The sequence below is a fragment of the Companilactobacillus heilongjiangensis genome (assembly GCF_000831645.3).
Lineage (GTDB): Bacteria > Bacillota > Bacilli > Lactobacillales > Lactobacillaceae > Companilactobacillus > Companilactobacillus heilongjiangensis.
Window position 1 is genome coordinate 1,057,412 of sequence record NZ_CP012559.1, and the last position, 13,955, is coordinate 1,071,366.

Here is a 13,955-nt window from a genome sequence, read left to right on the forward strand (position 1 = left end):
AGTTTTTTCTGAGGTGATAGAAATGGAAAATATTTTAGATTATTTCAAACGGAATAAAATGATAGTTTTAGTTGGATTAGTGGTTATTGCGCTAGGAACGGGATATTACTTGACTCAACGTCATCAAACGGCAACCGTGAAAAATGACCTTAAAACAGAAACTAAGGTGTCAGCGGCTAAAAAAGAGGACAAAGTTGCAAAAGCCCCAAAAAGTAAGGTTGTCGTAGTCGATATTCAAGGGGCAGTTAAGACGCCTGGAGTTTATCGTCTACAAGCGGGAGCTATCGTTCAAGATGCTTTAAAAATGGCGGGTGGTTTAATTCCTAATGCGGATGTTAAACAACTTAATCAAGCTAAAAAATTAACGGATCAGATGCAGATTTATGTACCAGTGGTGGGTGAAAAAAGTGCAGGTTCCTCAGCGAGTGGCAGTAATGGTAGTGGTGGCGATAAAAAAGTCGTCAATATTAATACTGCCACGGTTGATGATTTTAAGAATGTATCAGGGGTTGGTCCTAAGAAAGCTGAAAAGATCATTGCTTTTCGCGAGAAGAATGGTGAATTTAAGCAATTGCATGATTTGACCAAGGTTTCCGGTATTGGTGAGAAGAGTTTGGATTCCTTGAAAGATCAGCTGACTGTTTAAAATATGAAAGGGTTGCTGATATTTCCGACTTTAGTGTCGATTCTAATTGTGACGATTTATTTTGAAGCCAGTTGGTTAATTGTCTTTTTAGTTTTGGTACTGCTGAGAATCCTTTGTTTAAAAAATAAGCAATTATTATTGCTAGTTTTTGTAGTTGCCGGTGTGTTTTGGATACGATGTCAGTTACTAGAACAGAGTTTGAGACCAGTGATGCCTCATTTTTCAAGTGCAATTTTTTCACCAGATACTTATTCGGTCAATGGAGATTTACTGAGTGGACAGTTGCAGACCGAAAAGCAGACAGTTAGATTTGTTTACAAATTAAAATCAAAAAGTGAACAAACTGACTGGCGACAACAGACCGAGATTGTTGAAGCTCCGGTGAAAATTAAAAATATTACTGAGATTAATGGTCCACGTAATAGTGGGGAATTTAATTTTAAAAAATATGCCTATCATAAAAATATTCATTACACAGTTGAATTGAGCAAAATTGGGCAGAAAAATATATATCGACCGCAAACTATTTTAGATAAAATAAATGTTTTACGAATACATACAATTCAACATTTAGCTAAGCTACCTAAATGGTTAAGAATTCATGCTCAGAGTTTGATTGTTGGATACACAAAGAATGAAGATAAAGATTTTCTCAAGATACTCAGTATCTTAGGGGTAATTCATCTTTTTAGTTTGTCAGGGCTACATGTATTGATATTGTTGACGATTATACGAAAGATTACATCGGCCTTGCGAATACCAGTAGAATGGGTCAACGACGTAATGTTAATTTTATTGCCGTGCTATGGAGTCTTAGTTGGATCGAAAAGCGGTATTTGGCGAGCAATTGTTTTAGCAATGGTAGGAATAATCTTGGGCAAATTGAAGATAACTTGGAGTCGGCTGGACGTTTTTAGCGTGACGATAATGATTTGTCTATTAATTTACCCGTTTGGAGTAGTTGAAATGGGTGGGCAATTGAGCTTTTTGCTATCATTTGCAATTCTCTATCTGTACAAAGAAACTAAATTTTTACTGACTGTGTTCAAAATGAATTTGGTCAGTTTGCCTCTGATTAGTTTTTATACATATCAATTTAATTGGTTGACACTACTAGCCAACGTATTATTTATACCGCTGTTCACTTATGTTATTTTACCGTTGACGCTAATCTCTTCAATCACAGTTGATTGGCGACTTTGGGAAATTCCAAATCAGTTTTTTGAATGGCTTTACGGTTTTTTAGATACTTTGACTAACTCATCCTTTACATTGATAACTGGCAAATTGCCGGCTGGAATTGTCGTGATTTTGGTAATAATCGTCTTATTTTATATTGAAAGTAAGACTTTTTGGAATAAATATTTGTGGCAGTATTTGGTAATATTTATCGGTTGCGTCATATTAAATAAGTTTCCACTCTTTGGTTCGGTTAGTTTGATTGATGTTGGGCAAGGTGACAGTATTCTTGTGACAACACCGCTGCAAAGAAAGACCTTTTTGATCGATGTCGCCGGGAAGTTGAGTTTCCCAACAAAACCTTGGGCAAAGCGAACTAATAGTAATCAAGTTGAGAATAGTACGATTCCTTTCTTGAAGTCGCAGGGTATCAGTTATATAGATGAAATATTTATTTCTCATAAAGATGTCGATCATATTGGAAATTTGGATACTATTCTGAATAAATTTCCAGTGAAAGAAGTTAATTTTGGAATCGGATTGGAAGAAAATAAGCGTATTAAGCAAGCAATCAAACAACATCCAGAAATAAAATTTAAAAATTTGCGGCAAGGGGATGTTGTTGATACTGGATTTATCAAGTGGCAAGTGTTGTGGCCAAAGAAAAAGGGTATTGGTGAGAACGGCGATTCTCTGACATTGTTGGCAAAAATAAAGAACAAAAAATGGCTTTTTCCCGGTGATTTAGACAGTGCTGGTGAACAAGCTATTTTAAAAAATAATAATTTTCAGATCGATTATTTGAAACTAGGACATCATGGCTCTAAAACGGCTACCAGTGACACTTTGCTAGAAAAAACTAAACCAAATCTTGGTTTTATTTCAGCTGGCGTCAATAATCGCTATGGTCACCCGAATAAGGAGACTTTAGAGCGCTTGCAGAAGCATCAGGTGCAATATTTTAATACGGCTGAATATGGTATGATTACTTGGTATTATTTTTCCTATAGCAATCAGGAAAAGATAACAACTTTTTTAAAGGGTGACTTGGTTGAAAATAACAGAACTAAAAAATAATTTAAAACAAGGCAATTTAAGCAACGTGTATCTTATTACTGGTAAAGAGCAAGTCTTTATTAAAGATATTCAAAAATCTTTTAAAGAAATCATGTCGCCAGAAGAACGTGATATGAATTTTTCTAACTTCGATTTAGAAGAAGTTTCACTTGCGGATATGATTAATGAAGCCATTTCGGCACCTTTCTTTGGCGAAAGACGATTGGTTTTTGCGGAGCATCCCTTTTTTCTAACTGGTGAGCGAATTAAGCATACAGTTGATCAGAATCCAGATTTATTGTTGCGTTACATTCAAAATCCGACTCCCTCAACAATTTTGGTTATTTTTGCGTCCTATGATAAGTTGGATTCACGTAAAAAAATTGTTAAGGAATTGAAAAAGTCAGCAACAATGGTAGATGCTGGCCAAATGGAAGGTCCAATTTTAAGCCGAACGGTCAATACTGATCTAAAAAATGCGGGTTATCAAATTGAGCCAGCTGCTTTGGAAATGCTGATCAATAAGACTAAGGGCAATTATTCGTTGATTACTAATCAATTGGAAAAGTTGAAGATGTATGCGATGAAGTCAAAACAGATCGATCAGGCAGCAGTTTCTGAATTGGTACCGCAATCTTTGGAAGATAACGTCTTTGATTTGATGACTGAAATCTTGAATAAGAATATTTATAAAGCTGAGGAACTTTATAATCAGTTCTTATTACAAAAAATCGATCCAATCTTGTTGGTAGCAATCATCATTTCGCAATTGAGATTATTGATTCAGGTCAAGGTTTTGTCAGAAAGAGGTTTGTCTGAGTCAACAATTGCCAAAAGTTTACGTTTGAATCCATATCGAGTGAAGTATGCTCATCGTCAGGCAAGAACGTTAAATCGTCCCAGACTACAAGTGATGTATGACGATATTGTTAATTTAGACTATCAAATTAAATCAGGGCAAGGGGACAAGGAACTACTCTTTGATCTCTTTATTGCTAAATATGCATAAAAAAAGAGGATTCACAGACAAAATTATCTGGATCCTCTTTTTTTATGGGACAAAATAAAAAAGCAACCAATAGGCTGCTTATCATTAATTCAATTTAGCAAGTCTTGACTTATCACGAGCAGCCTTGTTAGCCTTGATTAGGCCTTTTGACTTAGCCATATCAATTGCACGAACAGCTGTCTTAAACAAGTCATTCTTGTTGTCAGCGTTGTTAGCAGCTGATGCTTCGAAGTTCTTAATTGCTGAACGCATTGAACTTCTTTGTGCATTATTGCGAAGGCTTGCGCTTTGTGCAGTCTTTACACGTTTCATAGCTGATTTAATTTGTGGCATTAATTTCACCTCCGATTACCTAGTAAGCTTAAAACTCAATACATAGAATTATACATAATTAATTTTCACAATGCAATGAAATGTCGATTTTTTTTCAGTCAGAGCGGTTAATGAACTCGGATAACTGATGAATCAACCAATAGATAGTGATTATTAACTCCTATATATTACTATAAGTTATATGCTTTTTGGGGATTTTATTTAGGAATTTGAGTATTATTAGTTAAACATTCCGTCTCCAGAGCTGGAAAATATTCACTAAAAATGGACTAAATTAGTCGAAACGGTTCGCATGGCAGGTGAACATTCTCAGTCCTGAAGACGGTAATCACAAGAACTTACTATTGCAATATCACCATATTTGTAGTAAATTACTTAGTTGTGTTAACCATGCTCTGTTTGACGAATCACCAACGCAGACATAGTTTGGCTAAATATATAAGGAAAAGGTGAATTGAAATGGCTATTTCAAAAGCAAAGAAAAACGAAATTATTAAACAATATGCACGTAAAGATGGAGACACTGGTTCTCCAGAAGTACAAATTGCTGTACTAACTGCAGATATTAACGCACTTAACGATCACTTGAAGGTTAACAAGAAAGACCACCACTCATATGTTGGCCTATTGAAGAAGATTGGTCACCGTCGTAACTTATTAGGTTACCTACGTGACAACGATGTTGATCGTTACCACGAGTTGATCAAGTCACTTGGCCTACGTCGTTAATAATAATTTTAGGAGACTCCTTTGCGGAGCTCCTATTTTTTTTGCTTATTTTCTCTAAATCCTTTTTGATATGGTAAAATGAAAAATAGGTATAGCTTAAATAGTCTTAAAAGACTTAAGTATCACAATAGAATATTATGATCTATGCTATTTTAATGAAATGAGAGATGAAAATGAGCAAAAAAATTAAAATAATTTTGTTAAGTGGTGTACGTGAAAACGGAAAAAATATGTACGCCGTCGAAGTAAACGATGAGATCTATATCTTGGATATTGGTTTGCAATACCCTGATAATGACCTTTACGGAATTGATGTTGTTGTTCCAGATATGACTTACATCAAGAAAAATATTGATAAAGTGGTCGGAGTATTCCTATCACATGGACACGCTGATGCAATCGGTGCTTTGCCATACTTGATCAGTGATTTTGATATTCCAGTATTTGGTTCAGAAATGACCATTGAATTGGCTAAAATTGTTTGTTCAAATGATCGTCGTAGTAAGAAATTCAACAATTTCCATGTTATTGACGAAAATACTGCTATTGATTTTGAAGAAGCTTCAATTTCTTTCTTCAAGACAACACACTCAATTCCTGGTTCTTTAGGAACAGTTATCAGCACTTCTGAAGGTCAAATCGTTTATACGGGTGACTTCAAGTTTGATCAAGCTGCTGCACCTACTTATAAGACTGACTATGGTCGTATCGCTAAAATCGGTAGTGACCGTGTTATCGCACTGTTGAGTGACTCTGCTAATGCTGAATCACCTTATGAAAACTCAAGTGAAAAAGACATCTATGAGTATATTTTAGATACATTCAGCTATCATAATGGTCGAATTATCGTGGCTCAAGTCGCTTCAAACATTCAAAGAATGCAACAAGTTATGGATGCTGCTGACAAGACTGGTCGTCGAGTATTCCTTTCAGGAACTGATGCTGAAAAGATTTTGAAAACTGCTATGAACTTAGGTTATTTGAAGATCAGCAACAAAGAATTGTTGGTTAAACCTAAGGAATTAAAGAATGTCGACAAGAATAAATTAGTTGTTATTGAAACAGGTAAGATGGGTGAACCCGTTAAATTGCTTCAAAAGATGGCTAATCCTGCCGCTAAGACTAAGTTCCAAATTGAAGAGGGCGATTTAGTATTTATTGCTACAACACCTTCACACGCTATGGATACAACTGTTGCTAAGGCCCGTGACGCCATTTATCGTACTGGTGCTGAGGTTAAAGCTCTTAGTGATGATAAACATTCTTCAGGTCATGCTAATAAGTCTGACTTGCAATTGATGATCAACTTGTTGAATCCTGAAAATGTTATTCCAATTCAAGGGGAATACCGTCTTTTGGACGCCCATGCTCGAATTGCTAATGAAACAGGTATTCCATATCAAAATATTTTCCTAACTAAAAAGGGTGATGTTCTAAATTACGAAAACGGTCAATTCTACCAAGGTAAGTCTGTTGATGCCGGAGATACCATGATTGATGGTATTGGTGTTGGCGATATCGGTAGTATCGTTCTTCGTGATCGTGAATTATTGGCCGAGGACGGGGTCTTTATCGCGGTAGCTACAATTGACCGTAAGAAGAAGAAAGTCGTCGCTAAGCCTAAAATAACGGCACGTGGCTTCGTTTATATGCGAGCTAGTCGTGATTTGTTGAGTGAAAGCTCAGATATTATCGTTAATACGATTGTTGACTACATGCAAGATAACAAAGATTTCGATTGGTCAGATTTGAAGCAAGGTGTTCGTGACAAGTTAAATCATTTCTTGTATGAACAAACCAACAGACATCCAGTTATTTTGCCAGTGATCATGGAAGTTAATCAAAACAGACACAGAAAAGCAAAGAATTAGATTGATTTAATCTATTCGGATATTGTTGAGGTATTGTATGGACGATTCAGATAATCTAAAAAAAATTATTGATCAGGCTGACGAGGCCTTTGACCAAGGTAATTGGGTCGAAGCAACTGATTTATACACACAAGCATATTCGATGCAGCAATCCTTTGATATTAACAGGGGGCTTGCTGCTTCTTTATTGAATCAAAAAAGACCAGGCGATGCCGAAGCTGTGATTTTAGATTATTTTAACTATTACCTCAGTGAGCCCCAAACGGCTGAATTGGCATTGGATATCGTGTTGGAAAACAACGATTTTTTGTTGGCTAATCAAATGTTGAATTATTATGATGCTAATCCGTCTCCAAAAGTTAAAGCAGAAATGGTCGATGATTTTATCAAACGAATTACTATTGCTGAAGATCGGCATGAACGCTCGTTTAAACCTGAGAAGGAAAAAATTATCGGTCGACTGCTTTCAATAGTGACTGAGTCGACAGGTGATCAAATTCAATTGCTAAGAAAATTGCGAGAATTTAACAAAGCTGATTACATCAAAAATGCCAAGATATTATTGGGCAATCCCTTGCTACATCCGCTTTTAAAGAGTGAAGCCTTGGAGAATTTGTTGAAATTAGGTGTCAGTGAAAAGGTAGATATTTCGTTCTATGGCGAAAATAAAACTTGCATTCCAAGCAAGCTAATGCCTATTATGTCAACTGATGTCTATTTGAAAATGTGTGACGAGTTGGAAAAATTATTGACCGATGAAAACGAAACTCAGCTCGAGAACTTCAAAGGTGAATTGTCGCTTTATGCCGCATTTGTCTATCCTTTTGGTGATGAAATAATAAAAACGCCTCAGCTCTGGACAAAAGCAATGCTTTTAAGGTATGGTTTAGTAGATGATTCACAAGTAAGTGATAATCAAGGTTTAGACGATGTGAAAACTTGGTTAAAGAGGTTCGATGAGCTGATAAATACCTTTCAGGAGTGAAATTTTTTAAATTTTTTCACTTTGAGTATTTACAATTACGTTTACGGCCTGTATACTCCAAAGAGTATATTTTTAGTCGGTGATTTGCTATGAATTAATTTGCTTTCACCTCTGAAAGTAGTATAATTTTTCAGTAAAGAGTCGTCTAAAGAACATTTTCTTTGGATCAATCTTATGAAATGAAATTTTAGGAGGATTCTTTGTAATGGCAGAAAAAGAACATTATGAGAGAACAAAGCCCCATGTAAATATTGGGACAATTGGTCACGTTGACCACGGTAAGACTACTTTAACAGCAGCAATCACTAAGGTATTGGCTGACAAAGGTTTAGCTAAGGCTGAAGATTACGCTGATATCGATAAAGCCCCAGAAGAAAAGGAACGTGGGATTACTATCAACACTGCTCACGTTGAATACGAAACTGAAAAGCGTCACTATGCACATATCGATGCTCCAGGACACGCTGATTACGTTAAGAATATGATCACTGGTGCTGCACAAATGGATGGTGCCATCCTTGTTGTTGCTGCAACTGATGGTCCTATGCCACAAACTCGTGAACACATCTTGCTTGCTCGCCAAGTTGGTGTTGGCTACATCGTTGTCTTCTTGAACAAGACTGACCTTGTTGATGACCCAGAACTAGTTGATCTAGTTGAGATGGAAGTTCGTGAACTTCTATCAGAATACGATTTCCCAGGGGATGACATTCCTGTTATCCGTGGTTCAGCTTTGAAGGCTCTTCAAGGTGACCCAGAAGAAATCAAACACGTTGAAGAATTACTTGATGTTGTTGATGAATACATCCCAACACCAGAACGTGATAATACAAAACCATTCATGATGCCTGTTGAAGATGTCTTCACTATCACTGGTCGTGGTACTGTTGCATCTGGTCGTATCGATCGTGGTGAAGTTAAGATTGGTGACGAAGTTGAAATCGTTGGTTTGAAGCCAGAAGTATTGAAGTCAACTGTTACTGGTCTAGAAATGTTCCGTAAGACATTGGATCTTGGTGAAGCCGGAGATAACGTTGGTGTTCTTCTTCGTGGTATTAACCGTGACCAAATCGAACGTGGACAAGTTCTTGCTAAACCAGGTTCAATCAAGACTCACAACAAGTTCAAGGGTGAAGTTTATATTATGAGTAAAGAAGAAGGTGGACGTCATACTCCATTCTTCTCAAACTATCGTCCACAATTCTACTTCCATACAACTGATGTTACTGGTGTTATTGAATTGCCAGAAGGTGTAGAAATGGTTATGCCTGGTGACCAAGTTACTTTTGAAGTTGACTTGATTGCTCCAGTTGCTATTGAAAATGGTACAAGATTTACTGTTCGTGAAGGTGGCCGTACTGTTGGTGCCGGAGTTGTTACAGAAATCTTAGACTAATTTCTAAGTCGTGATGATAACTAAAAAAGAGTTGGAATAAATCCAGCTCTTTTTTTTATTGATAATTTATTGATAAATGTTCAAAAATGATGAAAAGTATCTTATAATAGTAAACATGATGTCTTAAAGTACCTATAAATCACGTCAAATGTTTACAATATCACCTTTTTAAGGTAATATTACAAAGTATGAGATCGTTGAAATACCGGAGGGATAATATAAATGTCTGCTAAGGCTAAATTTACAAAAAAAGAAAATAACACTGGTGAATTGAAGTTTGAAATTGACCAAGACACAATCAAGCAAGGTTTGGATACTGCATTCAACCGTGTTAAGAAGAGTTTGAACGTACCTGGTTTCAGAAAAGGCCGCGTACCTCGCCAAATCTTTAACCGTATGTACGGTGAAGAAGCATTGTACGAAGATGCTCTTAACGCTGTTTTACCAACTGCTTACGAAAAAGCTGTTACTGATACAAAGGTAGAACCTGTTGACCAACCACAAATTTCCGTTGATTCAATGGAAAAAGACCAACCATGGGCTATTACAGCAACTATTACTGTAAAACCTGCTGTTGAACTTGGTGATTACAAAGGTATCGAAGTATCAAAACAAAAGCGTAACGTTATGAAGGCTGATGTTGAAGAACGTCTAGCTGACTTACAAAAACAACAAGCTGAACTTGTTCTTAAAGACGGTAAGGCTGAAAACGGCGATACAGTTATCATCGATTACGTTGGTACTGTTGACGGTAAAGAATTCGATGGTGGTAGCGCACAAAACTACTCACTAGAACTTGGTTCAGGTTCATTCATTCCTGGATTCGAAGACCAATTAGTTGGTCACGCTGCTGGCGAAGATGTTGACGTTAAAGTTACATTCCCAGAAGATTACCAAGCTAAAGAATTAGCTGGCAAAGATGCTGTCTTTGCTACAAAACTTCACGAAGTTAAGACAAAGGAATTACCTGAATTAGATGATGACTTTGCTAAAGACGTTGATGAAGATGTTGATACTCTTGAAGAATTGAAGACAAAACTTCATGACGAAATCAAGGATCAAAAGAAAGAAACTGCTGAAGAAAACATTCAAGAAGAAGCAATTTCTGGTGCTGTTAAGAACGCTAAACTTGATGCAATTCCTCAACCTATGATTGATACAGAAGTTGAAAACCAATTGAACCAATACTTAGCTAACTTACGTCGTCAAGGTATCGATCCTAAATTGTACTATCAAATGACAGGTACAACAGAAGATACTTTGAAGAAACAATTTGCTAAAGATGCTGAAGAACGTGTTAAGACTGACTTAGTTATCGAAGCAATCGTTGCTAAAGAAGGCATCAAACCTTCAGAAGACGAAATTAAAGCAGAAATCAAGTCACTTTCTGACGAATACAAGATGGAAGAATCAGCTGTTAGAAATGCACTTTCTGACGAAATGTTGGCTCATGACATCGCTGCTAAGAAAGCAATCGAATTGATTGTTGACTCAGCTGTTGAAAAATAAGCAGTTCTGTTATTAGAATCTAGGAAGCCGGAAGGCTTCCTTTTTTTATAAGACGACGTGTAAAACTAATTACTTTACTCTTAATTATGACAATGCTAGACTTTCTAAAGTATTGGAACTATTGAAGGAGAAATCGCATATGTTTGATAGTACAGAAAATACTGGCACAATTAGCTGTTCATTTTGTGGTAAAACACAAGATCAAGTTAAAAAGATAGTTGCCGGACCTGGTGTCTATATTTGTAATGAATGTATTGATTTATGCAAAGAGATCATAGACGAGGAATTAAACGAAGCTACACCATTGGATTTAGACAATATCCCTACACCTATTGAAATCAAGAAGATCCTTGACGATTACGTGATCGGACAAACTGACGCTAAGAGGGCATTGTCAGTTGCTGTTTATAATCACTATAAGAGAATTAATAAGATGGAACATCTAAAAGACGGCGAGACTGAATTACAAAAGAGTAATATTGCCTTGATTGGACCTACCGGTTCAGGTAAGACTTTCCTTGCTCAAACTTTAGCTCGTATCTTGAAGGTGCCATTTGCCATTGCTGATGCTACAACACTTACTGAAGCTGGATATGTCGGTGAGGATGTTGAGAACATTCTTTTGAAACTTTTGCAAAACGCTGACTTCGATGTCGACAAGGCTGAACACGGTATTGTTTACATTGATGAAATCGATAAGATTGCTAAGAAGAGTGAGAATGTCTCAATTACTCGTGATGTTTCTGGTGAAGGTGTTCAACAAGCACTTTTGAAGATTCTTGAAGGAACAATTGCTAGTGTGCCACCACAGGGTGGAAGAAAGCATCCTCAACAAGAACTTATTCAAATTGACACAACTAACATCCTCTTTATCGTTGGTGGTGCTTTTGATGGTATCGAAACTATTGTTAAGAACCGTCTCGGTGACAAGACAATTGGTTTTGGTGCTGAACAAAAGGTCAATATTGCTGAAGAGAAGAGTTTGATGCAACAAATTATTCCAGAAGATTTGATGAAGTTTGGTATAATTCCCGAATTCATTGGTCGTATTCCTATCGTTACAGCTCTTGAGAAGCTTACAGAGGACGATTTGGTAAATATCCTTACAAAGCCTAAGAATGCCTTAATCAAGCAATATAAGGAATTGATGGCTCTTGATGGAGTTGAATTACAATTTACTGATGGTGCTTTGAGAGAAATTGCTCAATTGTCAATTGAAAGAGATACTGGTGCCCGTGGGTTGAGATCTATCGTTGAAGAGACAATGCTCGATACGATGTTTGAAATTCCTGGCCGTGATGACGTTGAAGGTATCAAGGTAACAAAAGATGCTGTTCGAAAAGTCAAAAAACCAGAGCTTATTTTGAAAAATGGAGAAGTTGCCTAATTGGCAGCTTTTTTTTTATATGGTAAAATTGTTCCATTGAGGTGAATTATGCAGGTAAATAATGTAACTATGAATTTAAGTGCCGTCAGTTCAAAGCAGTATCCAGATGAAGGTTATCCTGAAATTGCTTTGTTAGGCCGCTCAAACGTTGGTAAGTCATCATTGATAAATACGTTGATCAACCGAAAAAGCTTTGCGAGAACGTCTAGTACGCCCGGTAAGACGCAAACTTTGAATTTCTATAATATCGAAGACCAACTATATTTAGTTGATGTTCCTGGTTATGGATTTGCCAAAGTTTCTAAGAAGCAACGTGAAGAATTCGGTGTCATGATTGAAGAATATTTAACGACAAGAAGTCCATTGCGTGGTGTCGTTATTTTAGTTGATGGTCGCCATGCACCTAGTGACGATGATATTTCAATGTATCAATTCGTCAGTTATTACCACATTCCAACTCTTATCGTTGCAACAAAGATGGATAAGGTTAAAGGTAATCAATGGAATAAGACTGTCAGTCAAGTTAAGAAAGCTATGGGAGTCAATCAAACAGACTCATTGCAATTGTTCAGTGCCGCTACTAAAAAGGGTAAGGACGAAGTTTGGACTTGGATTGAAGATCATATGAAGTAAGAGAGTGCCGATAAAACATGGTCAGCTTTCAAGCATTAAGGCAAACAAGACGCGTAATCCGATTTTGGATTGCGCGTCTTGTTTGGTTTAAGTGAAAAAAGCTATGTTTTGTTGCACGTTTATGACTGCATATTTAAGACAAAAAGTAGTTATGTTACAGTCTCTTTTGGATTGGAGTTTTAGGGAGCAATATCCTGTAAATTCCAAATTATTTCCGCAGTTAATATTATATTTTCGTATTAGTGGTTAATTAATATTCGATAATGAAACAGAAGTAAATTAATAATCACTATAATTGCCAGCACTTAGATACACTGTATTAATCTTTAAAATTAATAATTTTTTCAAAAGTGAATTGATTATTTTCGTAAGTAAATTTCAAAATACTGCAATTAGTAAAACCACTAGCACGTAATTTAGTCATGTCAGTATACAAGTCAGAAAACATCATCATGGCACCAGCGTGACTGACCACAAACACCGTCTGATTGTCTTCTTGCATGATTGCTGTCAATGTATTATTAACACGCTGTTGGGCAGCTTGGTTATCCTCGCCACCAAATTGAACATAGTAGTCGCCGAAATGTTTTTTAGGATCATCTTTTGGATGCAAATATTCGGGAGCACCTTCAAATTTTCCAAATGAGAGCTCTCTTAAACCCTTTAAGCGTTTATATGGCATGTCAGTGACAAGTTCCAATGTATCGCTGGCACGCTCAGATGTTGAGCAATAACAGGCATCAAATTTAATATGATTATCTTTGAAGTACTGTCCAGCTACTTTGGCTTGTTCAATTCCTTTGGCAGTCAATGGTGAATCGCACCAACCTTGGATACGTTGTTGAATATTAAACAATGTTTGACCGTGACGCATGATGTAGAGTGTCTTTTTCAAAAATATTCCCCCTTTGTAAGCACTTTAATTATACAATAACACCAAAAAATACCTTGAAAATTATCAAAGTGGTGTGTATCATTCTATCTATAAGTAATATTTTAGTTTTAAAACAAGTAGTGATTTACTTCAGTGTTCAGAGAATTGACGGTTGGTGCGAGTCAAGCAGGGTAAATTGTGAAATACTGGTAAAATTCGTGTCCTACGTTAATAGGAGTAAAGAGCAAGCTAATAAGCTTGAATTTGGGTGGTACCGCGCAAATAGCGTCCCTGCATAATTGCAGGGGCGCTTTTTTTATTTCTTTAACGAGGATAACAACAGGAGGA

At 36.5% G+C, this 13,955-nt stretch carries 12 protein-coding genes; 10 read left to right on the forward strand and 2 right to left on the reverse strand.

Features of this window, described 5'->3' with window-relative positions:
- The first annotated feature begins 22 nt into the window (after positions 1–22).
- Genes JP39_RS04875 through holA form a run of 3 tightly spaced genes read left to right on the forward strand, consistent with a single transcriptional unit; the run spans position 23 to position 3,890 of the window.
- The gene (locus JP39_RS04875; protein ID WP_041499431.1) at positions 23–646 is read left to right on the forward strand and encodes a helix-hairpin-helix domain-containing protein; all 624 of its coding nucleotides are present in this window, start codon (positions 23–25) and stop codon (positions 644–646) included.
- A 48-nt stretch (positions 647–694) separates the two neighbouring features.
- Positions 695–2,902, forward strand: coding sequence for a DNA internalization-related competence protein ComEC/Rec2 (locus JP39_RS04880; RefSeq protein WP_169751872.1), 2,208 nt, complete (start codon positions 695–697; stop codon positions 2,900–2,902).
- Complete coding sequence (gene holA, locus JP39_RS04885; protein WP_245626354.1) at positions 2,868–3,890, forward strand: DNA polymerase III subunit delta; 1,023 nt, start codon at positions 2,868–2,870, stop codon at positions 3,888–3,890. The genes JP39_RS04880 and holA overlap by 35 nt, the downstream gene beginning before the upstream one ends.
- 84 nt (positions 3,891–3,974) lie before the next feature.
- On the opposite strand, the gene rpsT is transcribed toward holA, so the two are convergent.
- Positions 3,975–4,223, reverse strand: coding sequence for a 30S ribosomal protein S20 (gene rpsT, locus JP39_RS04890; RefSeq protein WP_041499428.1), 249 nt, complete (start codon positions 4,221–4,223; stop codon positions 3,975–3,977).
- A gap of 459 nt (positions 4,224–4,682) precedes the next feature.
- On the opposite strand from rpsT, the gene rpsO reads away from it, so the two are divergent.
- The 7 genes from rpsO (at position 4,683) to yihA (ending at position 12,733) form a co-directional block, all read left to right on the forward strand.
- On the forward strand, positions 4,683–4,952 hold the full coding sequence (rpsO, locus tag JP39_RS04895) for a 30S ribosomal protein S15 (protein ID WP_041499427.1): 270 nt from the start codon (positions 4,683–4,685) through the stop codon (positions 4,950–4,952).
- A 173-nt stretch (positions 4,953–5,125) separates the two neighbouring features.
- On the forward strand, positions 5,126–6,823 hold the full coding sequence (locus JP39_RS04900; RefSeq protein WP_041499426.1) for a ribonuclease J: 1,698 nt from the start codon (positions 5,126–5,128) through the stop codon (positions 6,821–6,823).
- A 37-nt stretch (positions 6,824–6,860) separates the two neighbouring features.
- A complete protein-coding gene (locus JP39_RS04905) occupies positions 6,861–7,808 on the forward strand; it encodes a tetratricopeptide repeat protein (RefSeq protein WP_041499425.1) in 948 nt (315 codons plus the stop codon).
- A gap of 205 nt (positions 7,809–8,013) precedes the next feature.
- A complete protein-coding gene (tuf, locus tag JP39_RS04910) occupies positions 8,014–9,204 on the forward strand; it encodes an elongation factor Tu (RefSeq protein ID WP_041499424.1) in 1,191 nt (396 codons plus the stop codon).
- A gap of 222 nt (positions 9,205–9,426) precedes the next feature.
- A complete protein-coding gene (gene tig, locus JP39_RS04915) occupies positions 9,427–10,713 on the forward strand; it encodes a trigger factor (protein ID WP_041499423.1) in 1,287 nt (428 codons plus the stop codon).
- A gap of 139 nt (positions 10,714–10,852) precedes the next feature.
- Positions 10,853–12,100, forward strand: coding sequence for an ATP-dependent Clp protease ATP-binding subunit ClpX (gene clpX, locus JP39_RS04920; RefSeq protein WP_041499422.1), 1,248 nt, complete (start codon positions 10,853–10,855; stop codon positions 12,098–12,100).
- A gap of 48 nt (positions 12,101–12,148) precedes the next feature.
- Positions 12,149–12,733, forward strand: a complete 585-nt coding sequence (yihA, locus tag JP39_RS04925; protein WP_041499421.1) for a ribosome biogenesis GTP-binding protein YihA/YsxC — start codon at positions 12,149–12,151, stop codon at positions 12,731–12,733.
- 319 nt (positions 12,734–13,052) lie between these two features.
- On the opposite strand, the gene JP39_RS04930 is transcribed toward yihA, so the two are convergent.
- A complete protein-coding gene (locus JP39_RS04930; protein WP_041499420.1) occupies positions 13,053–13,628 on the reverse strand; it encodes a histidine phosphatase family protein in 576 nt (191 codons plus the stop codon).
- Positions 13,629–13,955: the final 327 nt, after the last annotated feature.

Excerpts from the sequence above, each read along its gene's own strand:
- JP39_RS04875 (WP_041499431.1), top strand. The coding sequence starts at position 23 with ATGGAAAATATTTTAGATTATTTCAAACGGAATAAAATGATAGTTTTA.
- rpsT (WP_041499428.1), bottom strand. The coding sequence starts at position 4,223 with ATGCCACAAATTAAATCAGCTATGAAACGTGTAAAGACTGCACAAAGC.
- rpsO (WP_041499427.1), top strand. The coding sequence starts at position 4,683 with ATGGCTATTTCAAAAGCAAAGAAAAACGAAATTATTAAACAATATGCA.
- JP39_RS04900 (WP_041499426.1), top strand. The coding sequence starts at position 5,126 with ATGAGCAAAAAAATTAAAATAATTTTGTTAAGTGGTGTACGTGAAAAC.
- JP39_RS04905 (WP_041499425.1), top strand. The coding sequence starts at position 6,861 with ATGGACGATTCAGATAATCTAAAAAAAATTATTGATCAGGCTGACGAG.
- tuf (WP_041499424.1), top strand. The coding sequence starts at position 8,014 with ATGGCAGAAAAAGAACATTATGAGAGAACAAAGCCCCATGTAAATATT.
- tig (WP_041499423.1), top strand. The coding sequence starts at position 9,427 with ATGTCTGCTAAGGCTAAATTTACAAAAAAAGAAAATAACACTGGTGAA.
- clpX (WP_041499422.1), top strand. The coding sequence starts at position 10,853 with ATGTTTGATAGTACAGAAAATACTGGCACAATTAGCTGTTCATTTTGT.
- yihA (WP_041499421.1), top strand. The coding sequence starts at position 12,149 with ATGCAGGTAAATAATGTAACTATGAATTTAAGTGCCGTCAGTTCAAAG.